Below are 26,453 nucleotides of genomic sequence, written 5' to 3' on the forward strand. Positions count from 1 at the left end.
TCATTGCTCCTTGGCTTCGTTGCGGCCCAAGTGGAACGCCGTGACGGCTGCGGCGAGCAGCAGCATCGAGGCGAGTTCGACCACCAGCAGATAAGGACCGAACAGGCTGATGCCCACGGCCTTGGCATCCACGGTGGTGTGGCCGATGGCCTGACCGCTCTGGTGGGAGAACAGCACATACAGCAGTTCCACCAGTAGCAAGGCGGCGAGGGCGACCGGGCCGCCCCATATGCCGGGCTTGAGCCAGACGCGCTCTTGCTGAACCGAGGCCGGGCCCAGGTTCAGCATCATCACCACGAACACGAACAGCACCATGATGGCGCCAGCGTAGGCGATCACTTCCAGCACACCGGCAAACGGCGCGCCGAGGGCGAAGAACGTCATCGCCACGGAGATCAGCGAAATGATCAGGTAGAGCAGGGCGTGCACAGGGTTGGTGTTGGTGACCACGCGAAGCGTGGACACCACAGCGATACCCGATGCGAAATAGAAAGCGAATTCCATCTTTCTTCCTTAAGGCAGCAAGCTCTTCACGTTGATCGGTTCGGCTTCATTCTGCGCGGAGCCTTTTGGCTTACCGGCAATTGCCATACCTGCAACACGATAGAAGTTGTAATCAGGGTTTTTGCCGGGGCCGGAGATCAGCAGATCTTCTTTCTCGTAAACCAGGTCCTGACGTTTGAACTCGGCCATTTCGAAATCCGGCGTGAGCTGGATCGCGGTGGTCGGGCAGGCTTCCTCGCAGAGGCCGCAGAAAATGCAGCGCGAGAAGTTGATGCGGAAGAAGTCCGGGTACCAGCGACCGTCTTCGGTTTCAGCTTTCTGCAGCGAAATGCAACCGACCGGGCAAGCCACGGCGCACAGGTTGCACGCTACACAACGCTCTTCGCCGTCGGGGTCGCGGGTCAGGACGATACGCCCACGGTAGCGCGGTGGCAGGTAGACCGGTTCTTCCGGGTACTGCAGCGTGTCGCGCTTGCGGAAGGCGTGGCCGAAAATCATCACCAGGCTGCGAAGCTGGGTGTAGAGGCCATGCACGATGTCAAATATGTACTTCATGATTCTCTATCCTCACTGAGCCGCGACGGCGGGCGTGTTGAGCAACACGATCGCAGCGGTCACCAGCATGTTGACGAGGGTCAGCGGCAGGCAGAACTTCCAGCTGAAATCCATCACTTGGTCATACCGTGGGCGCGGAATCGACGCGCGCAACAGGATGAACATCATGATGAAGAACGCGGTTTTCAGTGCGAACCAGATGAACGGGATCTGCGGCAGGATGCCGAACGGACCGTGCCAGCCACCGAAGAACAAGGTCACCAGCAGCGCCGAGATCAGCACGATGCCGATGTACTCGCCGACGAAGAACATGCCCCATTTCATGCCGGCGTATTCAATGTGGTAACCGTCGGCCAGTTCCTGTTCCGCTTCCGGCTGGTCGAACGGGTGACGGTGAGTCACGGCCACGCCAGCGATGAAGAAGGTCAGGAAACCGAAGATCTGCGGAATGATGAACCACAGGTGCTGGGCCTGGTAATCAACGATGTCGCGCATGTTGAACGAGCCGACCTGAATCACGATGCCCATCAGCGACAGGCCCATGAACACTTCGTACGACACGGTTTGCGCCGAAGCCCGCAAGCTGCCCAGCAGGGCGAACTTGTTGTTGCTCGACCAGCCGGCGAACAGCACCGCGTAGACCGACAGACCGGCCATGGCGAAGAAGAACAGGATGCCGATGTTCAGGTCCGCCACGCCCCAGGTCGGGGTGATCGGGATGATCGCGAAGGCAATCAGCAGGGCGCTCATGGCCACGACCGGTGCCAGGGTGAAGATCATCTTGTCGGCGAACGGTGGCGTCCAGTCTTCCTTGAAGAACATCTTGATCATGTCGGCGGCGATCTGGAACGCACCGAACGGACCCACGCGGTTCGGACCGTAACGATCCTGCCAGAGGGCGAGCAAACGACGCTCGACCCAGCTCAGCAGTGCACCGCAGACCACCACGGCCAGCAGAATCACCACGGCCTTGAGGACCGCGATGATGATGTCGATCACTTCAGGAGTGAACAAGGTCATTGAGCTGCCTCCTGCAGACCGTCAACGGATTTGCCAAAGATCGCTGGCGGAATGCCGGCGATGCCCGCTGGCAATGCCACCAGGCCGGCGCCCAGTTCTTCATTGATGCGCAGTGGCAGACGCAGGGTCTGGCCAGCCACGTTCAGGCTCATCAGTGCGCCGTCGTTGACACCCAGGCGGTCGGCTTCGGACTTGGCCAGGGCGACGTAGGCTGCCGGGATGCGTTCCTGAACCGGCGCGGCTTTCGAAGAGGTTTCTTCGCTGCCGAACAGGTGGAAGAACGGCACAACCTGCCAGGTGCCCTGGGCCGGGTTGAACGCGCGCGGAACGTTGGCGAACCATTTCAGCGAATCACCGGTGCTTTCGATCAGGCGGGTGCCCGGGTCGCCAGCGCGGATGTGACCACCGACTTCATCCTGGAACTTGTTCCAGGCTTGCGGCGAGTTCCAGCCCGGAGACCAGGCGAATGGCACTTGCTGACGGGGTTCGACCGAGCCCGAGTAACCTTCCATCGAGAAGGCGAACGCGGTGTCTTTGTCCTGCGGTGTACGGGGCTCGTGCACGCTGATGTCGGCGCGCATGGCGGTACGACCGGAGTAACGCAGCGGTTCGCGCGCCAGTTTCAGGCCTTTGATGCGGAACGCGGCGGACGGTGCCGCGTCGACGATGGCCGCCAGTTGCGGGGTGCTCGAGGCGACCGCAGCGGTGACGTGGTCCAGCTGCGTCCAGTCGATTGGCTGGTTCAGCAGGGTCGAACGCAAGGCATGCAGCCAGCGCCAGCCTTCGTGAACCAGGATGCTGGCGTCCATGTATTGCGGGTCGAAAACCTGGAAGAAGCGCTGGGCACGGCCTTCCTGGCTGACCAGGGTACCGTCGCCTTCGGCGAAGCTCGCAGCCGGCAGGATCAGGTGCGCACGATCGCTGGTGGCGGTCTTCTGATGGTCGGCCACGATCACCACTTTCGCGGCGGTCAGGGCGGCATCGACCTTGGCTTTGTCGGTACGGGTGTACAGATCGTTTTCCAGCACGACGATGGCGTCGGCCTTGCCGTCGATCACCGCTTGCAGGGCTGCATCGACCGATTCGCCACCGAGCATGGCCAGGCCGAGGCTGTTGGCCTCTGGCACGATCAGGCTGATGGAACCGTTCTTCTCGCGCAGTTTCAGGGCCTTGGCGATGTTCGCGGCGGCTTCGATCAAGGCTTTGGAGCCCAGGGAAGTACCGGCGATGATCAGTGGGCGCTTGGCCGCGAGCAGGGCGTCGGCGATACGCTTGGCCAGCTCAAGGGCTTCGGCGTCCAGGCCTTCAACGGCAGGCGCGCTGGCGTCGAGGGCGTGAGCCACGGCGAAACCGATGCGAGCCAGGTCGTCCGGCGCGGCGTGAACGCACTCTTCGGCCACGTCGTCGAGCTTGGTTTCAGCCAGGCTGGCGATGAACAGCGGGTTCAGCGCGTGCTGACCGATGTTCTTCACCGCGGCGTCGAGCCAAGGCTGTACGCGCATGGCTTCGGCCATGTCTTCGGCCTTGCCCTTGACCGATTGGCGCAGGGCCAGGGCCATGCGTGCAGCGGTCTGGGTCAGGTCTTCACCGAGGACGAACACGGCGTCGTGGTCTTCGATATCGCGCATGTTCGGTACTGGCAGCGGGCTGTCTTTCAGCACTTGCAGGACCAGGCGGATGCGCTCCAGTTCGGAGGATTCGATACCGGAGTAGAAGTGCTCGGCACCGACCAGTTCGCGCAACGCGTAGTTGCTTTCGAGGCTGGCGCGGGGCGAACCGATACCGACGATGTTGCGGCCGCGCAGCAGGTCGGCGGCTTTATCCAGGGCTTCGTCGAGGCCTAGCTTGGTGCCGTTGGCCAGCAGTGGCTGACGCGGACGGTCCTCGCGGTTGACGTAGCCATAGCCGAAACGGCCACGGTCGCACAGGAAGTACTGGTTTACCGAACCGTTGAAACGGTTTTCGATACGACGCAGCTCACCGTAGCGTTCGCCCGGGGAGATGTTGCAACCGCTGGAGCAGCCATGGCAGATGCTCGGCGAGAACTGCATGTCCCACTTGCGGTTGTAGCGCTCGGAGTGAGTCTTGTCGGTGAACACACCGGTCGGGCAGACCTCGGTGAGGTTGCCGGAGAACTCGCTTTCCAGGGTGCCGTCTTCAACGCGACCGAAGTACACGTTGTCGTGGGCGCCGAATACACCGAGGTCGGTGCCGCCGGCGTAGTCCTTGTAGAAGCGCACACAGCGATAGCAAGCGATGCAGCGGTTCATTTCGTGGGAAATGAACGGGCCCAGTTGCTGGTTCTGGTGGGTACGCTTGGTGAAGCGGTAACGGCGCTCGTTGTGGCCGGTCATTACCGTCATGTCTTGCAGGTGGCAGTGACCGCCTTCTTCACAGACCGGGCAGTCGTGAGGGTGGTTGGTCATCAGCCATTCGACAACACTGGCGCGGAAGGCCTTGGATTCTTCATCTTCGATGGAGATCCAGGTGTTGTCGGTGGCAGGGGTCATGCAGGACATGACGATGCGACCACGGGTGTCGTTCTCGTCGGTGTACTGCTTGACCGCGCACTGGCGGCAAGCGCCAACGCTGCCCAGGGCAGGGTGCCAGCAGAAATAAGGGATATCGAGGCCTAGCGACAGACATGCCTGTAACAGGTTGTCTGCCCCATCGACTTCGAGCTCTTTGCCGTCTACGTGGATAGTGGCCATGGTTCAAAGTTCTTCGTTGGCCCGGTGTCAGCGGGCGTGGCTAATGGAATCTTGTTGTTCGTCCGAATCCAAACAGCCCTTGAAAGGCGTCATCGAACGAAAGACGAAGGGCACGGACCCTTCGCCTTTTTAAGCATTTACGCGCCGACTACGATCGGCCTTGCCAGAGGCGGGACGGCGGCGCTGGTGGGCGCGATGCCGGCTTCGAACTCTGGACGGAAGTATTTGATTGCGCTGCCCAACGGCTCCACGGCGCCCGGTGCGTGAGCACAGAAGGTCTTGCCTGGGCCGAGGAAACCGACCAGACCCAGCAGGGTCTCGATGTCGCCTGGCTGACCCTGACCTTTCTCGATAGCCATCAAGAGCTTGACGCTCCATGGCAGGCCATCGCGGCAAGGGGTGCAGAAACCACAGGATTCGCGAGCGAAGAACTGCTCCATGTTGCGCAGCAGGGACACCATGTTGACGCTGTCGTCGACCGCCATGGCCAGGCCGGTACCCATACGGGTGCCCACCTTGGCGATGCCGCCAGCGTACATTTGTGCATCCAGGTGCTCCGGCAACAGGAAGCCGGTACCGGCGCCGCCCGGCTGCCAGGCCTTGAGTTTGTAACCGTCGCGCATGCCGCCGGCGTAGTCTTCGAACAGCTCGCGCGCGGTCACGCCGAATGGCAGTTCCCACAGGCCAGGGTTCTTGACCTTGCCGGAGAAGCCCATGAGCTTGGTGCCCATGTCTTCGCTGCCTTCGCGGGCCAGCGATTTGTACCAGTCCACGCCGTCGGCAATGATCGCCGGTACGTTGCACAGGGTCTCGACGTTGTTCACGCAGGTCGGTTTGCCCCACACGCCAACGGCGGCCGGGAAGGGCGGCTTGGAGCGCGGGTTGGCGCGGCGGCCTTCGAGGGAGTTGATCAGTGCGGTTTCTTCACCGCAGATGTAACGCCCGGCGCCGGTGTGGACGAACAGCTCGAAATCGAAGCCGCTGCCCAGAATGTTTTTACCCAGCAGGCCCGCGGCCTTGGCTTCTTCCACGGCACGGTTGAGGTGCTTGGCGGCGGTGGTGTATTCGCCACGCAGGAAGATGTAGCCACGGTAGGTTTTCAGTGCGCGGGCACTGATCAGCATGCCTTCGATCAGCAGATGGGGCAGTTGCTCCATCAGCATGCGGTCTTTCCAGGTGTTCGGCTCCATCTCGTCCGCGTTGCACAGCAGGTAGCGGATGTTGATGGATTCGTCTTTGGGCATCAGGCCCCACTTCACGCCAGTGGGGAAGCCTGCACCGCCACGACCCTTGAGGCCGGCGTCCTTCACGGTCTGGACGATGTCGTCCTGGGCCATGTCAGCGAAGGCCTTGCGGGCAGCGGCGTAACCGTTCTTGGCCTGGTACTCGTCGAGCCAGACGGCTTCGCCGTCGTCACGCAGACGCCAGGTGAGCGGGTGAGTCTCGGCCGAACGCTTGATGCGGTTGGCCGGGCCGAAGGAAGTCAGGGTCATACGTAGCCCTCGAGCAATTTGGCGACGCCTGCTGGCTGCACATCACCGAATGTGTCGTCGTCGATCATCAACGCCGGTGCCTTGTCGCAGTTGCCGAGGCAGCAGACCGGCAGCAGGGTGAAACGACCATCGGCGGTGGTCTGACCCAGGCCGATGCCGAGCTTGCTCTGGATTTCGCTGACCACGGACTCGTGGCCGCCGATGTAGCAGACCATGCTGTCGCAGACGCGAATGATGTGGCGGCCAACCGGTTGACGGAAGATCTGGCTGTAGAACGTCGCCACGCCTTCAACGTCGCTGGCCGGAATGCCGAGGATCTCGCCGATGGCGTACAGGGCGCCATCTGGCACCCAGCCACGTTCCTTCTGGACAATCTTCAGGGCTTCGATCGACGCCGCGCGCGGGTCTTCGTAGTGATGCAGCTCGTGCTCGATGGCCGAGCGCTCGGTTTCGCTCAGGGCGAAACGGTCTGTCTGGATAAGCGTGCTGTTCATGCTTAGCGGTCCACGTCGGCCATAACGAAATCGATACTACCCAGGTACGCGATCAAGTCCGCGACCATGCTGCCTTTGATCACCGAAGGGATCTGCTGCAGGTGCGGGAAGCTTGGGGTGCGAATCCGGGTGCGGTAGCTCATGGTGCCGCCATCGCTCGTCAGGTAATAACTGTTGATGCCCTTGGTCGCTTCGATCATCTGGAAGGATTCGTTGGCCGGCATCACCGGGCCCCACGAAACTTGCAGGAAGTGCGTGATCAAGGTCTCGATGTGCTGCAGGGTGCGCTCTTTGGGTGGCGGCGTGGTCAGCGGGTGATCCGCCTTGTACGGGCCTTCCGGCATGTTGCGCATGCACTGCTCGATGATCTTGATGCTCTGGCGCATCTCCTCGACGCGCACGATGCAGCGGTCATAGGCATCGCCGTTGGCGGCCAGCGGCACTTCGAATTCGAAGTTCTCGTAGCCCGAGTAAGGACGCGCCTTGCGCAGGTCGAAGTCGCAACCGGTCGAACGCAGGCCGGCACCGGTGACACCCCATTCCAGGGCTTCCTTGGTGTTGTAGGCCGCGACGCCGATGGTACGGCCACGCAGGATGCTGTTATCGAGGGCGGCTTTCTGGTATTCGTCCAGACGCTTTGGCATCCACTCGACGAAATCCTTCACCAGCTTTTCCCAGCCGCGTGGCAGGTCGTGGGCGACGCCACCGATGCGGTACCAGGCCGGGTGCAGACGGAAACCGGTAATGGCTTCGATCACCGTGTACGCCTTCTGGCGGTCGGTGAAGGTGAAAAACACCGGGGTCATGGCGCCGACGTCCTGGATGTAGGTACCCAGGAACAGCAGGTGGCTGGTGATCCGGAAGAACTCGGCCATCATGATGCGGATGACATCGACCTTCTCGGGTACCTTGATGCCGGCCAGCTTCTCGACCGAGAGCACGTACGGCAGGTTGTTCATCACGCCGCCGAGGTAGTCGATACGGTCGGTGTACGGAATGAAGCTGTGCCAGGACTGACGCTCGGCCATCTTCTCGGCGCCACGGTGGTGGTAACCGATGTCCGGTACGCAGTCGACGATCTCTTCGCCGTCCAGCTGCAGGATGATGCGGAACGCACCGTGCGCCGAAGGGTGGTTCGGGCCGAGGTTGAGGAACATGTAGTCCTCGTTCGGGCCGGAACGCTTCATGCCCCAGTCTTCAGGCTTGAAGCGCGCGGCTTCTTCCTCAAGCTGTTGCTTGGCCAGGGTCAGGCTGTACGGATCGAATTCGGTGGCGCGCGCAGGGAAGTCCTTGCGCAGCGGGTGACCTTCCCAGGTCGGCGGCATCATGATGCGCGACAGGTGAGGGTGGCCTTTGAAGTCGATACCGTACATGTCCCAGACTTCACGCTCGTACCAGTTGGCGTTCGGCCAGATGCTGGTGACGGTCGGCAGGCTGAGGTCGCTCTCGGAGAGGGCAACCTTGATCATGACGTCGCTGTTACGTTCGATCGACATCAAGTGATAGAACACAGAGAAGTCGGCGCCGCTCGGCAGCCCTTGACGCTTGGTGCGCAGACGCTCATCCACGCCGTGCAGGTCATAGAGCATGACGTACGGCTTGGGCAGGTTGCGCAGGAAAGTCAGGACTTCGACGAGTTTGGCACGGGCAACCCAAAGCACCGGCATGCCGGTGCGCGTAGGCTGGGCGGTGAACGCCTCGGGGCCAAAACGGTTGTTCAGTTCGACGACCACATCCTGGTCGTCTGCCTTATAAGGCGGGATGTACAGAGCACTGCCTGTAGTCATGATTTTTTTATCGCTTTCGGTCAACGTAAAGAATGAAGCCAGCTTCTCGTTTCTTTGAAACAGCAGATCTGGATCAGACTTCGTCGGGGCTGCGCAGGTTGGTTACCTGAATACGCTGTTCGCGGCGCTTTTCCTTCTCGGAAGGCATCTCGGCGCGGTAAACGCCTTGATCGCCAACGACCCAGGAAAGAGGGCGACGCTCCTGGCCAATCGACTCCTGCAACAGCATCAAGCCTTGCAGGAAAGCTTCAGGGCGGGGCGGGCAGCCAGGCACGTAGACGTCCACGGGCAGGAACTTGTCCACCCCTTGAACGACAGAGTAGATGTCGTACATGCCACCGGAGTTGGCGCACGAACCCATGGAGATGACCCATTTAGGTTCGAGCATTTGCTCGTACAGACGCTGAATGATCGGCGCCATCTTGATGAAGCAGGTACCGGCGATAACCATGAAATCCGCCTGACGCGGTGATGCCCGGATAACCTCGGCGCCAAAGCGCGCGATGTCGTGGGGCGCCGTGAAGGCGGTGGTCATTTCCACATAGCAGCACGAAAGGCCGAAGTTATACGGCCACAGGGAGTTCTTGCGCCCCCAGTTGATCGTGCCGTTAAGCACGTCTTCGAGCTTGCCCATGAAAATGTTTTTGTGGACTTGATCTTCTAACGGATCGGAAACGGTTTCCCGTTCGCCAATCGGATACTGCTCGTTAGGAGCATCGGGGTCGATCCTGGTGAGATTGTATTGCATTGCCAAAGCCTCATTGTTTCAGCTTCGCTTGCCGCTTGCGCCGAGCTTCCGGAGCCCAGTCAAGGGCGCCCACTCGGAATAGGTAGACAAGACCTGCCAACAGAATTGCTATGAAAACGAGAGCTTCGACGAATCCGGTCCAGCCGCTTTCGCGGACGGACACAGACCATGCAAAGAGAAAGAGGGCTTCGATATCGAAGATCACGAAGAGCATCGCGACCAGATAGAATTTGGCAGAGAGCCGCAAGCGGGCGCCACCTGTAGGTAGCATGCCGGACTCGAACGGTTCGTTTTTGCTGCGGCCCCAGGCTTTTGACCCGAGGAGGCTGGAGACGCCGAGCATGAAGGCACAGAGGCCGACTACGCCCAGAAGGAAAATGGCAAAGCCCCAGTTGTGGGCCATGAGTCCTGTCGCTTCGGGCATGCTGGTAATCCTTAACAGAGAGCAAAGGTCTCTGAGCTTGAAAAGAAACAACGCAGTGACGATATGTCGCAGCAATCAATCCCGCTGATTTTATGGCTAAACACCCAGCAAGTAAAATTCCTATAGCGAAATTATTTATAGGAATAAGGACATGGCGAGCGGCAAAAGCGCTGTAGCCCTTGCGTTGCGGGCATTAGGTGGCATTTCGTCAATTATGTTTTGTAGGGAGTGTAACGAACACAGCCTTGGATGAATGATAATCAATATTGTTTGAGATGGTTTTTAATCTGTTTAACGGGTCAGTGTTCGTTAAGTTGTCTTATATGTACGTTACTTGAAGTAGCGGCGGTGATCTTTTTAGCGGATTTTTCCGATGTTGATGCCGCTCTGGATCAGTATTTTTCCAGATCGCCACCAGCCCCTGTAGGAGCGAGCTTGCTCGCGATGGTGGTCAGCGATGACGCTGGGGGGCCTGACACCCCGCGGCGCCCTCAGGGTCATCGCGAGCAGGCTCGCTCCTACAGAAGGGGGCGTTCATTGAAACGCAGGCAAAAAAAACGCCCCGAACCAGTCGGGGCGTCAGATGTGCAGCGCTGCGGTTTGCTTTCTATGCGTTCCGCAGCGGCTGGTATTTCAGGTGAAGCAGATCAGTGGAACTGTTCTTCTTCGGTCGAGCCGGTCAGCGCGGTTACCGAAGACGAGCCACCCTGGATCACGGTGGTCATGTCGTCGAAGTAGCCGGTGCCCACTTCCTGCTGGTGAGCCACGAAGGTGTAACCCTTGGCGGCGTCGGCGAATTCCTGCTCCTGCAGTTTCACGTAGGCAGTCATGTCGTTGCGGGCGTAGTCGTGCGCCAGGTTGAACATGCTGTGCCACATGTTGTGAATGCCGGCCAGGGTGATGAATTGGTGCTTGTAGCCCATGGCGGACAGTTCGCGCTGGAACTTGGCGATGGTCGCGTCGTCCAGGTTTTTCTTCCAGTTGAAGGAAGGCGAGCAGTTGTACGACAGCAGTTGGTCCGGGTATTCCTTCTTGATCGCTTCGGCGAAGCGACGAGCTTCTTCCAGATCAGGCTTGGCGGTTTCGCACCAGATCAGGTCGGCGTACGGCGCGTATGCCAGGCCGCGAGCGATAGCCTGGTCGAGACCGGCGCGCACTTTGTAGAAGCCTTCCTGGGTACGTTCGCCAGTAACGAATGGCTGGTCGTACGGATCGCAATCGGAAGTCAGCAGGTCAGCAGCGTTAGCGTCGGTACGAGCCAGGATGATGGTCGGAGTACCGGCAACGTCAGCGGCCAGGCGAGCAGCGATCAGCTTCTGTACGGCTTCCTGGGTTGGAACCAGTACCTTGCCGCCCATGTGGCCGCACTTCTTGACGGAGGCCAGTTGGTCTTCGAAGTGAACGCCGGCGGCGCCCGCTTCGATCATGCTCTTCATCAGTTCGTAAGCGTTCAGTACGCCGCCGAAACCGGCTTCAGCGTCAGCCACGATTGGCGCGAAGTAGTCGATGTAGCCTTCGTCGCCCGGGTTCTTGCCGGCTTTCCACTGGATCTGGTCAGCACGACGGAACGAGTTGTTGATGCGCTTGACCACGGTTGGAACCGAATCCACCGGGTACAGCGACTGGTCCGGGTACATCGATTCGGCGGAGTTGTTGTCCGCAGCTACTTGCCAGCCCGACAGGTAGATCGCCTGGATGCCGGCCTTGACTTGTTGCACAGCCTGGCCGCCGGTCAGGGCGCCCATGCAGTTGACGAAATCTTTCTCAGGACGGAAGGCTGGCTTGGCACCTTGGGTAACCAGGTTCCACAGCTTTTCGGCGCCCATTTTTGCAAAAGTGTGCTCAGGTTGAACCGAGCCACGCAGGCGGACGACGTCAGCAGCGGAGTAAGTGCGTGTCACGCCTTTCCAGCGCGGGTTTTCAGCCCAGTCTTTTTCGAGGGCTGCAATTTGCTGTTCGCGTGTCAGTGCCATGGAGATAAACCTCGTCGCATAGGTCTTGGGGTGGAAAATTCCTGCTCCTGCCACGTACGCATCCTGAAATTGGCGTAAGAGGCTGCTCGCTGACCAGAAGCTTAAGCGGTCAAGTCGGATTCGGCGGGGGAGGCGACGGGATGAACGATGGGCTCGAGGGGAAGTGAGCAGGTACGGGCGAACTGCGGGCGCATTCTGGCGTCGTGGGCCTTGGTGCGAACATCAGTGTGGTGCCGGGTTACCTAATTACGCTTCCGTCCCTCGGGACAACTTCGTTCCAGTCGACAACCTCGTCAAACACACCTTGTGGGCGGTACAGACACGAATCGGCTTGCGTGGGGTAAGTTGCAAGCGGCGACTCGAAGGCCCTTGCCGGGGCCTCTGATTAGCGGGAGCGAGGCCATCATGCCTTCGGTTTTTTAGCTCGTCAAACACTTTGTAGTGCTTTTTTTTAAGCACTACATCTTTGGTCTAATACGACTTGTCAGTCAGTTTTCGGTGACTTAGTCCAAAGTGTCGACTTTCACCCGTAACGTCATGTCATCCCGGCCTTGAGTCGAGTAGCTGCGGGTAAGGCCTTGTTTGTCGGCCTGTGTCTGGCCGTTTACGCCAGCCAGCAGGATCCATTCGCCCAAGTGCCCGGTGACAGTTGTGTCGGTACTTTGTACGTTCACTACATCGGGACGTTCCTGACTCATGCGGTCATGGTTGGTGCTGATCGACAGGTGAACGATGTCACCGGTGACGCTGGCGGTGACATAGAACCCCTGAGTGACGTTGCGGTATTCGGTCTGGCTGCGCAGGTCGCCGTAGGAGTCGGTCTGGCTGCTGGTGAGCGGTACGCTCTGGCCGACCTGGATCAGTGCTGGCGTGCCTTCGCTGGTCTGGACTTGCTGAATGCCGCCATTACGGCTGGCGGTGTTGTAACTGATGATGCGGGTCTGGTTGGGCTTGGCGCCGTTCACTGAATATCCCTGGTCGCCCTGGGTGTTGTTGTCACTGGTATCGACAGTGATCAGCAGGCGTTTTGGCGCGGTGTCGAGCTGGGAAAGAAGGGCTTTAAGTTCGTCGATCTTGCGCTGATCAGCGTTGACTATAAGCTGATTCCCGTAAGCGCTGACCTGGCCGTCCTTGCCGATGAAATCCTGTGCGACCGGCAACATATCGGCGCTGGTGTGGTAGTTCAATGGCACGATTTCGGTGGCTGCCATGACCGAAAAACTGCAGGTCACCAACAGCGTGGTGAGCAGGGTGCGTAGGGACATATCCGTTATCTCCGCAATCAAAGGCTTGATAGTGCCACTTTGTCGGCCCGCAATGGGGCAAGTTGAATCGTAGACAGCAAAACGCCCCGGCATCCGAACATGGCGAGGCGTTTTTGGTGTTTGCGTGTTGCTTTTGTGGTGAGGGAGCAAGCCCCCTCACTACAGGTCTCAAGCTGAATGGCGAACCATGTCGACATGCGGAATCCCTGCTTCCAGGAACTCCTCACTGACCATGCTGAAGCCCAGGCGCTCATAGAACGCCGTGGCTTGGACCTGGGCGCTGAGCATCTGTTGTTTTAGCCCGCGCTTTTCGGCTTCGCCGATGACCGCTTGCATCAACGCATCGCCGACTTTCAGGCCGCGCCAATCCTTGAGTACCGACACCCGGCCAACATGACCGTCAGGCAGCAGGCGGGCTGTACCGATTGGAAAGTCGCCTTCGAATGCCAGGAAGTGCACGGCAGTCGCGTCGTCGGCATCCCACTCAAGCTCAGGTGGAACGCATTGCTCGGCAACGAACACCGTCTCACGAATGCGCCGGATCTCGGCGTTGTCCTTCTGCCAGTCTGCGACACGTACGTGAATCTTATTCATCGGCAAACCCCAGGCTACCTTGCTTGACCAGCTCGCACAGCAGGCTGCGGCCATCTTCATCGCTCAGCCACTGACCAAGGTTGTCGCTGTGCAACGCATCGGCGGCGCAGATCATCTTCAGCAGCTCGCGCAGTTTGCCCGGCAGATAACGGCTCTGGCCGCTGGCGAACAGCAGCAAGTCATCATCGACTTCCGACCAGGCCAGACGCGCGCTTGGGTTGCGGATCAGTACGGCGCCCTGTTCGAGCGCGCTGAGGACGTCTTCCTCTTCGACGTCTTCCGGGCCGACGACCAATTCCGGATAGCGTGGCTCGGTCATGAATTGGCCGAACCAGGTCAGCAGCAGGCGCTCGTCGCTCATGTGTTCGGCCAGCAGGCCTTTCAGGCGGTCGAGGGCGTCGTGCTGGATCTGGTGCGGATCGACCGCAGGCTGGGCGTCGGCGTCGGTGTAGCGCTCTTCGTCAGGCAGGAACTGGCTGAGGAAGTCAGTGAAGTGGGTCAGCACTTCAGCAGCGCTCGGTGCGCGGAAGCCGACGGAGTAAGTCAGGCAGTCATCGACCGCGACGCCGCAGTGGGCCAGGCGTGGTGGCAGGTAGAGCATGTCACCCGGTTCCAGGACCCATTCATCGGTCGCTTCGAATTCGGCGAGGATGCGCAAGTCCGCGTGCTGCAGCAGCGGGCTTTCGGAGTCGCACATCTGGCCGATCTTCCAGTTGCGCTTGCCGTGGCCTTGCAGCAGGAACACGTCGTAGTTGTCGAAATGCGGGCCGACGCTGCCACCTGGTGCCGCGTAGCTGATCATTACATCGTCAATGCGCCAGCTCGGCAGGAAGCGGAAGTGCTCCAGCAGTTCGCCGACTTCCGGAACGAACTGGTCCACGGCTTGTACCAGCAGGGTCCACTCGCGTTCCGGCAGCTTGCTGAATTCGTCCTCGGCAAACGGGCCGCGGCGCAGTTCCCAGGGGCGCTCGCCGTGCTCGATGATCAGGCGCGATTCGACTTCTTCTTCCAGCGCCAGGCCGGCCAATTCGTCGGCATCGAGCGGGCTTTCGAAGTCCGGGATGGCCTGACGGATCAACAGCGGCTTTTTCTGCCAGTAGTCGCGCAGGAACTCCCGTGCCGTGATGCCGCCCAAAAGTTGAAGAGGAATGTCAGGATTCATGTGTAACCTATTGAAAAAATGCACTTTTCATACGGGAATAAAAACGCCCGGCGCGGCCGGGCGTCTTAAAAGGGTCTAGCGGTCGATCAGATGCGTCTGGCTTGCTCTGCAGCGTTACCGATGTAGTTCGCCGGGGTGAGCAATTTCAGTTCGGCCTTGGCGGTGGCTGGCATGTCCAGGCCGTCGATGAAAGTCTGCAACGCTTCAGGGCTGATGCCCTTGCCGCGGGTCAATTCTTTCAGCTTCTCGTACGGGTTTTCGATGTTGTAGCGGCGCATCACGGTCTGGATGGGCTCGGCCAGGACTTCCCAGCACGCGTCCAGGTCGGCGGCGATTTTCTGCTCGTTGAGCTCCAGCTTGCTGATGCCTTTGAGGCTTGCTTCGTACGCGATCACACTGTGGGCGAAGCCGACGCCGAGATTACGCAGAACGGTGGAGTCGGTCAGGTCGCGCTGCCAGCGGGAGATTGGCAGTTTGCTCGCCAGGTGCTGGAACAGTGCGTTGGCGATACCCAGGTTGCCTTCGGAGTTTTCGAAGTCGATCGGGTTGACCTTGTGCGGCATGGTCGACGAACCGATTTCGCCAGCGATGGTGCGCTGCTTGAAGTAGCCCAGGGAGATGTAGCCCCAGATGTCGCGGTCGAAGTCGATCAGGATGGTGTTGAAGCGGGCGATCGCATCGAACAGCTCGGCGATGTAGTCGTGCGGCTCGATTTGCGTGGTGTACGGGTTGAAGCCCAGGCCCAGCTCGTCTTCGATGAAGGCGCGGGCGTTGGCTTCCCAGTCGATCTCAGGGTAGGCCGACAGGTGTGCGTTGTAGTTGCCGACGGCGCCGTTGATCTTGCCGAGCAGCGGAACGGCAGCGACTTGAGCGATTTGACGCTCCAGGCGGTAAACCACGTTCGCCAGCTCTTTGCCCAGGGTGGTCGGCGAAGCCGGTTGACCGTGGGTGCGTGACAGCATTGGCACGTCAGCGAAACGGATGGCCAGTTCGCGGATGGCTTTGGCGGTCTGGCGCATCAGCGGCAGCATCACGTCATCGCGGCCTTCGCGCAGCATCAGGGCGTGGGACAGGTTGTTGATGTCCTCGCTGGTGCAGGCAAAGTGGATGAACTCGCTGACCTTGGCCAGTTCCGGCAGCTTGGCCGCTTGCTCTTTGAGCAGGTATTCGATGGCTTTTACGTCGTGGTTGGTGGTGCGTTCGATCTCTTTGACACGCTCGGCGTGCTCCAGAGAGAAGTTTTCCGCCAGGGTGTTCAGCACCGCGTTGGCTTCGGCGGAGAACGCCGGCACTTCGCTGATGGCAGGGTGAGCGGCCAGGCGCTGGAGCCAGCGTACTTCAACCAGAACGCGGGCACGGATCAGGCCGTACTCGCTGAAAATTGGGCGCAGGGCCTGGGTTTTGCCGGCGTAGCGGCCGTCAACAGGGGAAACCGCAGTGAGCGAAGAGAGCTGCATGGGGTGTTCTCGGACAGTCGGGCAACGAAATGGGGCGCGTATCATACATGAAAAAATCCGCCGGTCCGTTGCCAACTGACCAGCGTATTACGCGTTACTGACTACAAAGGGGTGTTGCGGATACGCCTCAGCTAGCGCGCATCAACGGATAAAGCTCTTTCAGCAATTTGCGTCGGCTGATCACCAACTGCCAGCGATGGCCGCCCAACTGCCGCCACAGGCGTGCCGAGCGAATGCCGGCCAGCAATAGCGCGCGAATTTTCGACGCGTTGCTCGGTTGCTGCAGGTTGCGCATGTCGCCGTGGACCTGGATGCGTTGGCGCAAGGTGCTCAGGGTGTCCTGGTACAGCGCGCCACATGCGGCGATCACGTTTTCATGGGCCGGGCCGAAGTGTTCAACCTGGGACTGAATCTGGGGCAGGCGTTTGCCGATGATGTCCAGCATGTCGCTGCGCTTGGCCAGTTGGCGCTCAAGGCCGAGCATGGCCAGCGCGTAGCGCAGTGGTTCGCGCTGCAGGGTGCTCGGATCGCGTTCCAGGGCGCCGATCAAGGCGCGATAGCCTTCGCGCAGATTGATATCGTCGCCGCCGTAGACTTCCAGGGTGTCCTTGGGGTCGCGGATCAGCAGGCTACCCAGCATGCAGGTCAGGCCGGCCTCGTTGGTCTGGCCGGTCTTGGCAATTTTATCGACCAGCACGGCGGCGAGAAACACGCCGCCCAGTGCCGTCAGTTGCTCCTGGGTCGGGCTCATTGGGGCTGCCCTTTGCCGGTGCTCTTGCTGGTCCAGGGTTCCGCCACTTCGATCACTCCGCCACCCAGGCAGATTTCACCGTCATAGAACACCACGGACTGGCCCGGAGTGACCGCGCGTTGCGGGTCGTCAAACGTGGCTCGGTAACCGGTGACGGTTTTTTCCAGGGTGCAGGGCTGGTCGCTCTGGCGATAGCGGACCTTGGCGGTCAGTCTGCGCGGCTCGCTCAGGTCGATCGGATTGACCCAGTAGATGTCCGAAGCGAGCAGGGCGCGGGAGAACAACCACGGGTGGTCATTGCCCTGGCCGACGATCAGTTCGTTATGTTCCAGGTCTTTGATCAGCACGTACCACGGCTCGTCGCTGGCGTCTTTCAGGCCGCCGATGCCCAGGCCCTGGCGCTGGCCAATGGTGTGATACATCAGGCCATGGTGGCGGCCGATGACTTCACCTTCGGTGGTCTTGATCTCGCCCGGTTGTGCCGGCAGGTACTGCTTGAGGAAGTCGCTGAAGCGACGCTCGCCGATAAAGCAGATCCCGGTGGAGTCCTTCTTCTTCGCGGTTGCCAGTTCGTATTTCTCGGCAATCGCGCGTACTTCCGGCTTTTCCAGCTCGCCGACCGGGAACAGGGTCTTGGCGATCTGTTCGCCGCCGACGGCGTGCAGGAAGTAGCTCTGGTCCTTGTTCGCGTCCAGGCCCTTGAGCAATTCGGTGCGACCGTCGATGTCACGGCGGCGCACGTAGTGGCCGGTGGCGATCAGGTCGGCGCCCAGCATCATGGCGTAGTCGAGGAACGCCTTGAACTTGATTTCGCGGTTGCACAGGATGTCCGGGTTCGGCGTGCGGCCGGCCTTGTATTCGGCCAGGAAGTGCTCGAAGACGTTGTCCCAGTACTCGGCGGCGAAGTTGGCGGTGTGCAGCTTGATTCCGATCTTGTCGCACACAGCCTGGGCATCCGCCAGATCATCCATGGCGGTGCAGTATTCCGTTCCATCGTCTTCTTCCCAGTTCTTCATGAACAGGCCTTCCACCTCATAACCCTGCTCGATCAGCAGGAGGGCGGAAACGGAAGAGTCCACGCCGCCGGACATGCCGACAATGACGCGCTTCTTTTGTGTGTCAGAAGGGGCTGGATCACGCATAGGGATTCAATGAGTGTCTTGAAAAAGGACGCGATTCTAACAGGCTGGAGCCCGCAAGGCTAAAGAGAAGGGCGGATCAATTCGAGACCGAAGTGTTTGCCGTCCAGATAGTCGTCGATACAGCGGATAATCAGCTCGCTGCGCCAGCTGTCCCTCTGCTCGATTAATTCGTCGCGGGTCAACCACTTGGCGCCGACGATACCGTCGTCCAGCTGGTAGTCCGGGTGGTGTTTGAGCGGCTTGGCGATGAAGCAGACCCGTTGGTAGGTCACGCCGTTGCTGGGTGCGGTATAGAGATAAATGCCCAGCACGCCGGTCGGCTCGACGTCCCAGCCGGTTTCCTCGAGGGTTTCGCGCACGGCGGCCTCGGTCAGGGTTTCGTTCGGGTCGAGGTGGCCGGCGGGCTGGTTGAGCACCACGCGTCCGTGCTTGAGTTCCTCGACCATCAGGAAGCGGCCGTTGTCTTCGACGATGGTGGCGACGGTGATGTGGGGTTGCCAGTCCATGAAATGCCCTCAATTTTCAAAAGTTGAAACACTATCCCTGTGGGAGCTGGCAGGCCAGCTCCCACAGGGTTTTGAGTCGATCATAAACCCCAAAAACACAAACCCCGGCACGGGGCCGGGGTTTGTGATGTTCCTTGCAGCCTTAAACCAGCGCAGCAATCGCCGCGTTGAACGTGGCGCTCGGACGCATGGCCTTGCTGATCAGATCGGCATTGGCGTGGTAGTAACCGCCGATGTCCACTGGTTTGCCCTGAACGGCATTGAGCTCGGCAACGATGGTTGCTTCGTTCTCGGTCAGGGTTTTGGCCAGGGTCGCGAACTGCGCTTGCAGGGCCTTGTCTTCGGTCTGGGCAGCCAGGGCTTGAGCCCAGTACAGCGCCAGGTAGAAGTGGCTGCCGCGGTTGTCGATGTTGCCGACTTTACGCGATGGCGACTTGTTGTTGTCCAGGAACTGGCCGGTGGCCTGGTCCAGGGTCTTGGCCAGAACCAGCGCCTTGGGATTGTTGTAGGTCACGCCCAGGTGTTCCAGGGACGCAGCCAGTGCCAGGAATTCACCCAGCGAGTCCCAGCGCAGGAAGTTTTCTTCCAGCAGCTGTTGAACGTGCTTCGGTGCGGAACCGCCAGCGCCGGTTTCGAACAGGCCGCCGCCCTTCATCAGCGGAACGATCGACAGCATCTTGGCGCTGGTGCCCAGTTCCATGATCGGGAACAGGTCGGTCAGGTAATCGCGCAAAACGTTGCCGGTCACCGAGATGGTGTCCTTGCCTTCGCGGGTGCGCTTGAGGGTGTACTTCATCGCGTCGACTGGCGCCATGATCTGGATGTCCAGACCGGTCGTGTCGTGATCCTTCAGGTAAGCCTGAACTTTCTCGATCACTACGCCGTCGTGAGCGCGCATCGGGTCCAGCCAGAAGATCGCTGGTGTTTTGCTTGCGCGGGCACGGTTGACGGCCAGTTTGACCCAGTCCTGGATCGGCGCGTCTTTGGCCTGGCACATGCGGAAGATATCGCCGGCTTCAACCGGTTGTTCCAGCAGCAGGGTGCCTTTGGTGTCGGTCACACGGACAACACCGTTGGTCTTGATCTGGAACGTCTTGTCGTGGGAGCCGTACTCTTCGGCTTTTTGCGCCATCAGGCCAACGTTCGGCACGCTGCCCATGGTGGTTGGATCGAAAGCGCCATTGGCCTTGCAGTCTTCGATCACTGCCTGGTAGATGGTGGCGTAGCAGCGATCCGGAATCACGGCCTTGGTGTCGTGCAACTGGCCGTCGGTGCCCCACATTTTGCCGGAGTCACGGATCATGGCTGGCATCGAGGCGTCGACGATGACGTCGCTCGGCACGTGCAGGTTGGTGATGCCTTTGTCGGAGTTGACCATCGCCAGCGATGGGCGAACAGCGTAGACCGCTTGAATGTCGGCTTCGATCTGGGCTTGTTGCTCGGCGGGCAGGGCCTTGATGCGAGCGTACAGGTCGCCGATGCCGTTGTTCAGGTTAAAGCCGATCTGCGCCAGCACGTCAGCGTGCTTGGCCAGTGCGTCTTTATAGAACTCGGCAACGATCTGGCCGAACATGATCGGGTCGGAAACCTTCATCATGGTCGCTTTCAGGTGAACCGACAGCAGCACGCCTTTGGCTTTGGCGTCTTCGATCTCGGCAGCGATGAAGCTGCGCAGAGCGTTTTTGCTCATGACCGCGCAATCGATGATCTCACCGGCTTGCACGGTGGTTTTTTCTTTCAGGACGGTGGTGGTGCCGTCTTGAGCGATCAGTTCGATTTTCACAGCGCCAGCGGCGTCGATCAGGGCTGCTTTTTCGCTGCCGTAGAAATCGCCGGTGGTCATGTGCGCGACATGGGATTTGGAGTCAGCAGCCCAGACACCCATTTTGTGCGGGTGCTTGCGCGCATAGTTCTTGACTGACAGCGGAGCGCGGCGGTCGGAGTTGCCTTCGCGCAGAACCGGGTTCACGGCGCTGCCCTTGATCTTGTCGTAACGGGCCTTGGCTTCTTTGTCGGCTTCGGTGGTCACGGTTTCCGGGTAGTCCGGCAGAGCGTAGCCCTGGGCCTGCAACTCTTTGATCGCGGCCTGCAGTTGCGGAACCGAGGCGCTGATGTTCGGCAGCTTGATGATGTTCGCTTCAGGCGTAATCGCCAGGGCGCCCAGTTCGGCGAGGTGGTCGGCTACGGCTTTGTCGCCCAATTGCTCGGGGAAGCTGGCCAGGATACGCCCTGCAAGAGAGATATCGCGGGTTTCAACGGCGATATCAGCCGAGGCGGTGAAGGCCTCTACGATAGGCAACAGTGAATAGGTGGCGAGGGCGGGAGCTTCGTCGGTGAAGGTATAGATGATCTTCGAGCGGGTGGGCATATTCGGATTAACTCTCTCTTCTTTGCTAAAGCGTGCGCAGAAACTCGAGGGCGCCGGGTAAGCGCGTTCGTTCAAAGTCATCCATGAGCCGAATATCGAGGTTTCGTTGCTGTGATGTTGGGTGCATCAGTAGAGCGACAAGCAAGCGGGCTGCGGTAACAGACCGGCTTATGCGGCGGAAAGGCTCATCATGGAGCAGTTCAGTCGTCGTGACTCTGTGGTCAGCGGGCAGCATTATACATAGGTAGCTGGCAATCTGTTGATGGTTCATACGCGACGATTGTCGTCCATTGGTCTAAAGGTCGCAGGGGCGTGTCGGGCGTAGAGTCATTCGTCGTGCTGTAGTTTGGCGCTTTTCCCTTTGCTTTCAGGCTTGTAGGCCGCCAGTTGTGCAGCTTTGCGGCACGTGGATGGAACATAGGGTTTGCGCGCAGATTTAACTGGGTTACGCTCGAATGAAGCCAGATGTTCAATCCAATCAATGGAGTTCAGCATGGGTTACAAGAAGATTCAGGTTCCAGCCGTCGGCGACAAAATCACCGTCAATGCAGACCATTCTCTCAATGTTCCTAATAACCCGATCATTCCCTTCATCGAAGGCGACGGCATTGGGGTTGATATCAGCCCCGTCATGATCAAGGTTGTCGATGCTGCCGTGAAGAAGGCTTACGGTGGCGAGCGCAAGATTTCCTGGATGGAAGTGTACGCCGGGGAAAAAGCGACTCAGGTTTACGATCAGGACACCTGGCTGCCCCAGGAAACCCTGGACGCGGTCAAGGACTACGTGGTTTCCATCAAGGGTCCGCTGACTACCCCGGTCGGTGGTGGCATTCGTTCGCTGAACGTGGCGCTGCGTCAACAACTCGATCTCTATGTCTGCCTGCGTCCGGTGCGCTGGTTCGAAGGCGTGCCGAGCCCGGTCAAGAAGCCTGGCGACGTCGACATGACGATCTTTCGCGAGAACTCCGAAGACATCTATGCCGGTATCGAGTGGAAGGCCGGTTCGGCCGAGGCCACCAAAGTCATCAAATTCCTTAAAGAAGAAATGGGCGTTACCAAGATCCGTTTCGACGAAAACTGCGGTATCGGCATCAAGCCGGTGTCCCTGCAGGGCACCAAGCGTCTGGCGCGCAAGGCGCTGCAATATGTGGTCGATAATGACCGCGATTCGCTGACCATCGTGCACAAAGGCAACATCATGAAGTTCACCGAAGGTGCCTTCAAGGAATGGGCCTACGAAGTGGCCGCCGAAGAGTTCGGCGCGACCCTGCTCGATGGTGGCCCGTGGATGCAGTTCAAGAACCCTAAAACCGGCAAGAACGTCATCGTCAAGGATGCCATCGCCGATGCCATGCTCCAGCAGATCCTGCTGCGCCCGGCCGAGTACGATGTCATCGCGACCCTGAACCTGAACGGCGACTACCTCTCCGACGCCCTGGCGGCGGAAGTGGGCGGTATCGGTATCGCGCCAGGCGCCAACCTGTCCGACACCGTGGCGATGTTCGAAGCCACCCACGGTACTGCGCCGAAGTACGCCGGCAAGGACCAGGTCAACCCGGGTTCGTTGATTCTGTCCGCTGAAATGATGTTGCGCCACATGGGCTGGACGGAAGCGGCTGACCTGATCATCAAAGGCACCAACGGCGCGATTTCCGCCAAAACCGTGACCTACGACTTCGAACGCCTGATGGACGGCGCCACGCTGCTTTCGTCTTCGGCCTTCGGCGATGCCCTGATCTCGCACATGTAAGCGAATCCAGGTTGCAAAAAAAATACGCCCGGCTCAATTGATCCGGGCGTTTTTCATGGCCGGGGCGGTCAGCTCAGAGCCGTGCCTTGGGTGCTGGTGGAGGCGGTAGTGGCGGTCGCGGTGGTGGTTTTGGCCAGGGCGTCGTTGATCTCGACCGCATGCAGCCCCTTGGGCCCCTGGATGATGTTGAAGGTCACAGCCTGTCCGGCCTTCAGGGTTTTATAGCCATCCATTTTGATGGCCGAGTAGTGGGCAAACAGATCTTCTGTCTTGCCGTCCTCGTTGATGAAGCCGTAACCCTTGGCGTTGTTGAACCACTTGACCTTGCCGACTGCCATACACATATCCCTCTGCAACAGACTCCATCACTGGAGTATCATCCAGTTCATCCGCAGTCGCTTTTTAGAAAAAAGTTGACTCCGCGGACCTTTTTTACCCACTGTGGGCTCTATTGGTTGTAACACCGTTTTGCTGATAGTCAAGGTGACCCGGCAGTCGGAGTTGAAATTGGCCATAGCTGCCCCCACCACTGTATTTGCACAACTGACGAACCTTTCTTTCCATGCATGCAATCAGCCAGATTCGACTAACATTCAATCAGGATCGCCCTGATTTACACGACGACGATTCCGCAGGCATTGCTGTTCAGGAGGCCAAGCCTGCTCTACAGGCGCCGCCGATGTACAAGGTGGTTTTGTTCAATGATGACTACACACCGATGGATTTCGTCGTCGAAGTGCTCGAGGTGTTTTTTAACCTGAATCGCGAGCTGGCGACCAAGGTCATGCTGGCCGTCCATACAGAAGGGCGGGCAGTATGTGGAGTGTTTACCCGCGACATCGCCGAGACCAAGGCCATGCAGGTCAACCAGTACGCCAGGGAAAGCCAGCATCCGCTACTCTGTGAAATCGAGAAGGACGGTTAATCGCCGGACACTTGGGTATGAGGTGAAGCTATGTTAAACCGCGAGCTCGAAGTCACCCTCAATCTTGCCTTCAAGGAGGCCCGTTCGAAGCGTCATGAATTCATGACCGTCGAGCATCTCCTGCTGGCCCTATTGGACAATGAGGCTGCCGCCACCGTATTGCGTGCCTGCGGCGCAAACCTCGACAAACTCAAGCACGACCTGCAGGAGTTCATTGACTCCACCACGCCGTTGATCCCCGTGCATGACGAGGACCGCGAAACCCAGCCAACCCTGGGCTTCCAGCGTGTACTGCAACGTGCTGTGTTTCATGTACAGAGCTCGGGCAAACGTGAAGTGACTGGCGCCAACGTGCTGGTCGCGATCTTCAGTGAGCAAGAGAGTCAGGCAGTGTTCCTGCTGAAACAGCAGAGCGTTGCCCGTATCGATGTCGTCAACTACATCGCCCATGGCATTTCCAAGGTGCCGGGGCACGGCGATCACTCTGAGGGCGAGCAAGATATGCAGGACGACGAGGGCGGTGAGTCTTCTTCTTCAGGCAACCCACTGGATGCTTATGCCAGTAACCTCAACGAACTCGCGCGCCAGGGTCGTATCGATCCGTTGGTCGGTCGTGAGCTGGAAGTCGAGCGCGTTGCGCAGATCCTGGCGCGTCGTCGCAAAAACAATCCGCTGCTGGTAGGCGAGGCGGGCGTGGGTAAAACCGCGATTGCCGAAGGTCTGGCCAAGCGCATTGTCGACAACCAGGTACCGGACCTGCTGGCCAACAGCGTGGTTTACTCCCTCGATCTGGGTGCCTTGCTGGCCGGGACCAAATATCGCGGTGATTTCGAGAAGCGCTTCAAGGCGTTGCTCAATGAACTGAAAAAACGTCCACAGGCAATCCTGTTCATCGATGAGATCCACACCATCATCGGTGCGGGTGCAGCGTCCGGCGGCGTCATGGATGCTTCGAACCTGCTCAAGCCGCTGCTGTCGTCGGGTGATATCCGTTGCATCGGTTCGACGACCTTCCAGGAGTTCCGCGGTATCTTCGAGAAGGACCGTGCCTTGGCTCGGCGCTTCCAGAAGGTCGATGTGTCCGAGCCTTCGGTGGAAGACACCATCGGTATCCTGCGCGGCCTGAAAGGGCGTTTCGAGACCCATCACAATATCGAATACAGTGATGAAGCCCTGCGCGCCGCTGCCGAACTGGCCTCGCGCTACATCAATGACCGGCACATGCCGGACAAGGCCATCGACGTCATCGACGAGGCGGGTGCCTACCAGCGCCTGCAGCCGATCGAGAAGCGCGTAAAACGCATCGAGGTGGCTCAGGTCGAGGACATCGTCGCGAAAATCGCGCGGATTCCGCCAAAACACGTCACCAGTTCCGACAAGGAGCTGCTGCGTAACCTTGAGCGTGACCTGAAATTGACGGTGTTTGGTCAGGATGCCGCGATCGACTCCCTGGCGACCGCGATCAAACTGTCCCGTGCCGGACTCAAGTCGCCTGACAAGCCTGTCGGTTCGTTCCTGTTCGCCGGTCCTACCGGTGTCGGTAAAACCGAAGCGGCGCGCCAGCTCGCCAAGGCCTTGGGTGTCGAGCTGGTTCGTTTCGACATGTCCGAGTACATGGAGCGCCACACCGTATCGCGTCTGATCGGTGCGCCTCCGGGCTATGTCGGGTTCGATCAGGGCGGTCTGCTGACCGAAGCCATTACCAAGCAGCCTCACTGCGTGCTGTTGCTCGATGAAATCGAGAAAGCGCATCCGGAAGTCTTCAACCTGCTGCTGCAGGTCATGGATCACGGTACGTTGACCGATAACAACGGGCGCAAGGCGGATTTCCGTAACGTGATCGTCATCATGACGACCAACGCCGGTGCCGAGACCGCAGCCCGTGCCTCGATCGGTTTCACCTATCAGGATCACTCTTCCGATGCGATGGAAGTGATCAAGAAAAGCTTCACGCCGGAATTCCGCAACCGCCTGGACACCATCATTCAGTTTGGTCGCCTCAGTCACGAGGTTATCAAGAGCGTGGTGGACAAGTTCCTCATCGAGCTTCAGGCGCAGCTGGAAGACAAGCGTGTGCTGTTGGAGGTTTCCGATGCGGCCCGCAGCTGGCTGGCGGCCGGTGGTTACGACGCAGCAATGGGTGCTCGACCAATGGCTCGCCTGATCCAGGACAAGATCAAGCGTCCGCTGGCAGAGGAGATTCTCTTTGGCGAACTGGCCGAACATGGCGGTGTGGTGCACATCGACATCAAGGACGGCGAGCTGACCTTCGAGTTCGAGACCACGGCCGAAATGGCCTGACGTTAAACCGCTGCAAAGCAAAAAGGCGCCGATTGGCGCCTTTTTGCGGTCTGTCAGATTTACGTCTGCCCCTTGTGGGAGCGAGCCTGCTCGCGAATGCGTTATAGCAGTGAAAGAGATGCTGGCTGACACGACGCTTTCGCGAGCAGGCTCGCTCCCACATTGGTTGCGGTGGGCTTCATATTTCGGACATACAAAAACGCCCGGCATAGCCGGGCGTCTTGTATTGACTTGATTAGCGAGCGCGGTAAGTGATGCGCCCTTTGCTCAAGTCATAGGGCGTCAGCTCGACGCGCACTTTGTCACCGGTAAGAATACGAATGTAGTTCTTGCGCATCTTGCCGGAAATATGCGCGGTTACGACGTGCCCATTTTCCAACTCCACACGAAACATGGTGTTGGGCAGGGTGTCGACGACAGTGCCTTCCATTTCGAAGCTGTCTTCTTTCGACATGCAGTAAAGCCCTCGGTGTCCAATGAATGGCCCGGTGCAACTGCGCCAGGCAAAAGCGGCGTGCATTGT

General features: G+C 59.4%; 23 protein-coding genes. 3 read left to right on the forward strand and 20 right to left on the reverse strand.

Annotated features, from left to right (window positions below):
* The 18 genes from nuoJ to ACX3YD_RS26885 all read right to left on the reverse strand — a co-directional run bounded on the left by nuoJ (position 1) and on the right by ACX3YD_RS26885 (position 20,954).
* A complete protein-coding gene (gene nuoJ / locus ACX3YD_RS26800; protein WP_047527652.1) occupies positions 1 to 504 on the reverse strand; it encodes an NADH-quinone oxidoreductase subunit J in 504 nt (167 codons plus the stop codon).
* Between the two features lie 9 nt (positions 505 to 513).
* Positions 514 to 1,059: an NADH-quinone oxidoreductase subunit NuoI gene (gene nuoI, locus ACX3YD_RS26805; protein ID WP_178132024.1), complete on the reverse strand. Its 546-nt coding sequence runs from the start codon at positions 1,057 to 1,059 to the stop codon at positions 514 to 516.
* Between the two features lie 12 nt (positions 1,060 to 1,071).
* Entirely contained in the window at positions 1,072 to 2,079 is a 1,008-nt protein-coding gene (nuoH, locus tag ACX3YD_RS26810; RefSeq protein WP_047527655.1) for an NADH-quinone oxidoreductase subunit NuoH, read from the reverse strand.
* Positions 2,076 to 4,790: an NADH-quinone oxidoreductase subunit NuoG gene (nuoG, locus tag ACX3YD_RS26815; RefSeq protein ID WP_458961460.1), complete on the reverse strand. Its 2,715-nt coding sequence runs from the start codon at positions 4,788 to 4,790 to the stop codon at positions 2,076 to 2,078. Before nuoG ends, nuoH begins: the two co-directional genes overlap by 4 nt.
* 137 nt (positions 4,791 to 4,927) lie before the next feature.
* Positions 4,928 to 6,283, reverse strand: coding sequence for an NADH-quinone oxidoreductase subunit NuoF (nuoF, locus tag ACX3YD_RS26820; RefSeq protein WP_103405057.1), 1,356 nt, complete (start codon positions 6,281 to 6,283; stop codon positions 4,928 to 4,930).
* On the reverse strand, positions 6,280 to 6,777 hold the full coding sequence (gene nuoE, locus ACX3YD_RS26825) for an NADH-quinone oxidoreductase subunit NuoE (RefSeq protein WP_007970445.1): 498 nt from the start codon (positions 6,775 to 6,777) through the stop codon (positions 6,280 to 6,282). Before nuoE ends, nuoF begins: the two co-directional genes overlap by 4 nt.
* Before the next feature lie 2 nt (positions 6,778 to 6,779).
* Positions 6,780 to 8,564, reverse strand: coding sequence for an NADH-quinone oxidoreductase subunit C/D (nuoC, locus tag ACX3YD_RS26830; RefSeq protein WP_047538433.1), 1,785 nt, complete (start codon positions 8,562 to 8,564; stop codon positions 6,780 to 6,782).
* A gap of 73 nt (positions 8,565 to 8,637) precedes the next feature.
* A complete protein-coding gene (locus ACX3YD_RS26835) occupies positions 8,638 to 9,312 on the reverse strand; it encodes a NuoB/complex I 20 kDa subunit family protein (protein ID WP_047527662.1) in 675 nt (224 codons plus the stop codon).
* Positions 9,313 to 9,322: 10 nt separating this feature from the next.
* Positions 9,323 to 9,736: an NADH-quinone oxidoreductase subunit A gene (locus tag ACX3YD_RS26840; protein WP_003223812.1), complete on the reverse strand. Its 414-nt coding sequence runs from the start codon at positions 9,734 to 9,736 to the stop codon at positions 9,323 to 9,325.
* Between the two features lie 647 nt (positions 9,737 to 10,383).
* Positions 10,384 to 11,709, reverse strand: a complete 1,326-nt coding sequence (aceA, locus tag ACX3YD_RS26845; protein WP_103405058.1) for an isocitrate lyase — start codon at positions 11,707 to 11,709, stop codon at positions 10,384 to 10,386.
* 503 nt (positions 11,710 to 12,212) lie between these two features.
* Entirely contained in the window at positions 12,213 to 12,974 is a 762-nt protein-coding gene (locus ACX3YD_RS26850; protein WP_047527670.1) for a secretin N-terminal domain-containing protein, read from the reverse strand.
* 168 nt (positions 12,975 to 13,142) lie between these two features.
* Complete coding sequence (locus tag ACX3YD_RS26855; RefSeq protein WP_047527672.1) at positions 13,143 to 13,568, reverse strand: GNAT family N-acetyltransferase; 426 nt, start codon at positions 13,566 to 13,568, stop codon at positions 13,143 to 13,145.
* Entirely contained in the window at positions 13,561 to 14,730 is a 1,170-nt protein-coding gene (locus ACX3YD_RS26860; protein ID WP_458961461.1) for a ribosomal protein uL16 3-hydroxylase, read from the reverse strand. The genes ACX3YD_RS26855 and ACX3YD_RS26860 overlap by 8 nt, the downstream gene beginning before the upstream one ends.
* A gap of 86 nt (positions 14,731 to 14,816) precedes the next feature.
* Entirely contained in the window at positions 14,817 to 16,187 is a 1,371-nt protein-coding gene (gene purB, locus ACX3YD_RS26865; RefSeq protein WP_458961462.1) for an adenylosuccinate lyase, read from the reverse strand.
* Positions 16,188 to 16,314: 127 nt separating this feature from the next.
* Entirely contained in the window at positions 16,315 to 16,938 is a 624-nt protein-coding gene (hflD, locus tag ACX3YD_RS26870) for a high frequency lysogenization protein HflD (protein ID WP_103405061.1), read from the reverse strand.
* Positions 16,935 to 18,080 (reverse strand): tRNA 2-thiouridine(34) synthase MnmA, encoded by a 1,146-nt coding sequence (mnmA, locus tag ACX3YD_RS26875; RefSeq protein ID WP_458961463.1) that lies wholly within the window; start codon positions 18,078 to 18,080, stop codon positions 16,935 to 16,937. Before mnmA ends, hflD begins: the two co-directional genes overlap by 4 nt.
* Before the next feature lie 59 nt (positions 18,081 to 18,139).
* Positions 18,140 to 18,586 (reverse strand): NUDIX hydrolase, encoded by a 447-nt coding sequence (locus tag ACX3YD_RS26880; protein ID WP_090468419.1) that lies wholly within the window; start codon positions 18,584 to 18,586, stop codon positions 18,140 to 18,142.
* 142 nt (positions 18,587 to 18,728) lie between these two features.
* Entirely contained in the window at positions 18,729 to 20,954 is a 2,226-nt protein-coding gene (locus ACX3YD_RS26885; protein WP_458961464.1) for an NADP-dependent isocitrate dehydrogenase, read from the reverse strand.
* A 493-nt stretch (positions 20,955 to 21,447) separates the two neighbouring features.
* Here ACX3YD_RS26885 and icd point away from each other — a divergent pair, with 493 nt between their 5' ends.
* Positions 21,448 to 22,704, forward strand: coding sequence for an NADP-dependent isocitrate dehydrogenase (gene icd, locus ACX3YD_RS26890; protein ID WP_047527687.1), 1,257 nt, complete (start codon positions 21,448 to 21,450; stop codon positions 22,702 to 22,704).
* Between the two features lie 68 nt (positions 22,705 to 22,772).
* Here the strand turns inward: icd and cspD are convergent, their stop codons facing one another.
* Entirely contained in the window at positions 22,773 to 23,042 is a 270-nt protein-coding gene (gene cspD / locus ACX3YD_RS26895; RefSeq protein WP_103405064.1) for a cold shock domain-containing protein CspD, read from the reverse strand.
* Positions 23,043 to 23,266: 224 nt separating this feature from the next.
* Here cspD and clpS point away from each other — a divergent pair, with 224 nt between their 5' ends.
* Both clpS and clpA read left to right on the forward strand, forming a co-directional pair.
* Positions 23,267 to 23,629: an ATP-dependent Clp protease adapter ClpS gene (gene clpS / locus ACX3YD_RS26900; protein WP_015094394.1), complete on the forward strand. Its 363-nt coding sequence runs from the start codon at positions 23,267 to 23,269 to the stop codon at positions 23,627 to 23,629.
* 30 nt (positions 23,630 to 23,659) lie between these two features.
* Entirely contained in the window at positions 23,660 to 25,930 is a 2,271-nt protein-coding gene (clpA, locus tag ACX3YD_RS26905) for an ATP-dependent Clp protease ATP-binding subunit ClpA (RefSeq protein ID WP_047527693.1), read from the forward strand.
* A gap of 235 nt (positions 25,931 to 26,165) precedes the next feature.
* On the opposite strand, the gene infA is transcribed toward clpA, so the two are convergent.
* A complete protein-coding gene (gene infA, locus ACX3YD_RS26910; RefSeq protein ID WP_002553999.1) occupies positions 26,166 to 26,384 on the reverse strand; it encodes a translation initiation factor IF-1 in 219 nt (72 codons plus the stop codon).
* Positions 26,385 to 26,453: the final 69 nt, after the last annotated feature.

The organism is Pseudomonas fluorescens group sp. PF-1 (genome assembly GCF_054481335.1).

Bases quoted from the DNA above. Each gene is read 5' to 3' on its own strand.
- nuoJ (WP_047527652.1), bottom strand. From the start codon at position 504: ATGGAATTCGCTTTCTATTTCGCATCGGGTATCGCTGTGGTGTCCACG.
- nuoI (WP_178132024.1), bottom strand. From the start codon at position 1,059: ATGAAGTACATATTTGACATCGTGCATGGCCTCTACACCCAGCTTCGC.
- nuoH (WP_047527655.1), bottom strand. From the start codon at position 2,079: ATGACCTTGTTCACTCCTGAAGTGATCGACATCATCATCGCGGTCCTC.
- nuoG (WP_458961460.1), bottom strand. From the start codon at position 4,790: ATGGCCACTATCCACGTAGACGGCAAAGAGCTCGAAGTCGATGGGGCA.
- nuoF (WP_103405057.1), bottom strand. From the start codon at position 6,283: ATGACCCTGACTTCCTTCGGCCCGGCCAACCGCATCAAGCGTTCGGCC.
- nuoE (WP_007970445.1), bottom strand. From the start codon at position 6,777: ATGAACAGCACGCTTATCCAGACAGACCGTTTCGCCCTGAGCGAAACC.
- nuoC (WP_047538433.1), bottom strand. From the start codon at position 8,564: ATGACTACAGGCAGTGCTCTGTACATCCCGCCTTATAAGGCAGACGAC.
- ACX3YD_RS26835 (WP_047527662.1), bottom strand. From the start codon at position 9,312: ATGCAATACAATCTCACCAGGATCGACCCCGATGCTCCTAACGAGCAG.
- ACX3YD_RS26840 (WP_003223812.1), bottom strand. From the start codon at position 9,736: ATGCCCGAAGCGACAGGACTCATGGCCCACAACTGGGGCTTTGCCATT.
- aceA (WP_103405058.1), bottom strand. From the start codon at position 11,709: ATGGCACTGACACGCGAACAGCAAATTGCAGCCCTCGAAAAAGACTGG.
- ACX3YD_RS26850 (WP_047527670.1), bottom strand. From the start codon at position 12,974: ATGTCCCTACGCACCCTGCTCACCACGCTGTTGGTGACCTGCAGTTTT.
- ACX3YD_RS26855 (WP_047527672.1), bottom strand. From the start codon at position 13,568: ATGAATAAGATTCACGTACGTGTCGCAGACTGGCAGAAGGACAACGCC.
- ACX3YD_RS26860 (WP_458961461.1), bottom strand. From the start codon at position 14,730: ATGAATCCTGACATTCCTCTTCAACTTTTGGGCGGCATCACGGCACGG.
- purB (WP_458961462.1), bottom strand. From the start codon at position 16,187: ATGCAGCTCTCTTCGCTCACTGCGGTTTCCCCTGTTGACGGCCGCTAC.
- hflD (WP_103405061.1), bottom strand. From the start codon at position 16,938: ATGAGCCCGACCCAGGAGCAACTGACGGCACTGGGCGGCGTGTTTCTC.
- mnmA (WP_458961463.1), bottom strand. From the start codon at position 18,080: ATGCGTGATCCAGCCCCTTCTGACACACAAAAGAAGCGCGTCATTGTC.
- ACX3YD_RS26880 (WP_090468419.1), bottom strand. From the start codon at position 18,586: ATGGACTGGCAACCCCACATCACCGTCGCCACCATCGTCGAAGACAAC.
- ACX3YD_RS26885 (WP_458961464.1), bottom strand. From the start codon at position 20,954: ATGCCCACCCGCTCGAAGATCATCTATACCTTCACCGACGAAGCTCCC.
- icd (WP_047527687.1), top strand. From the start codon at position 21,448: ATGGGTTACAAGAAGATTCAGGTTCCAGCCGTCGGCGACAAAATCACC.
- cspD (WP_103405064.1), bottom strand. From the start codon at position 23,042: ATGGCAGTCGGCAAGGTCAAGTGGTTCAACAACGCCAAGGGTTACGGC.
- clpS (WP_015094394.1), top strand. From the start codon at position 23,267: ATGCATGCAATCAGCCAGATTCGACTAACATTCAATCAGGATCGCCCT.
- clpA (WP_047527693.1), top strand. From the start codon at position 23,660: ATGTTAAACCGCGAGCTCGAAGTCACCCTCAATCTTGCCTTCAAGGAG.
- infA (WP_002553999.1), bottom strand. From the start codon at position 26,384: ATGTCGAAAGAAGACAGCTTCGAAATGGAAGGCACTGTCGTCGACACC.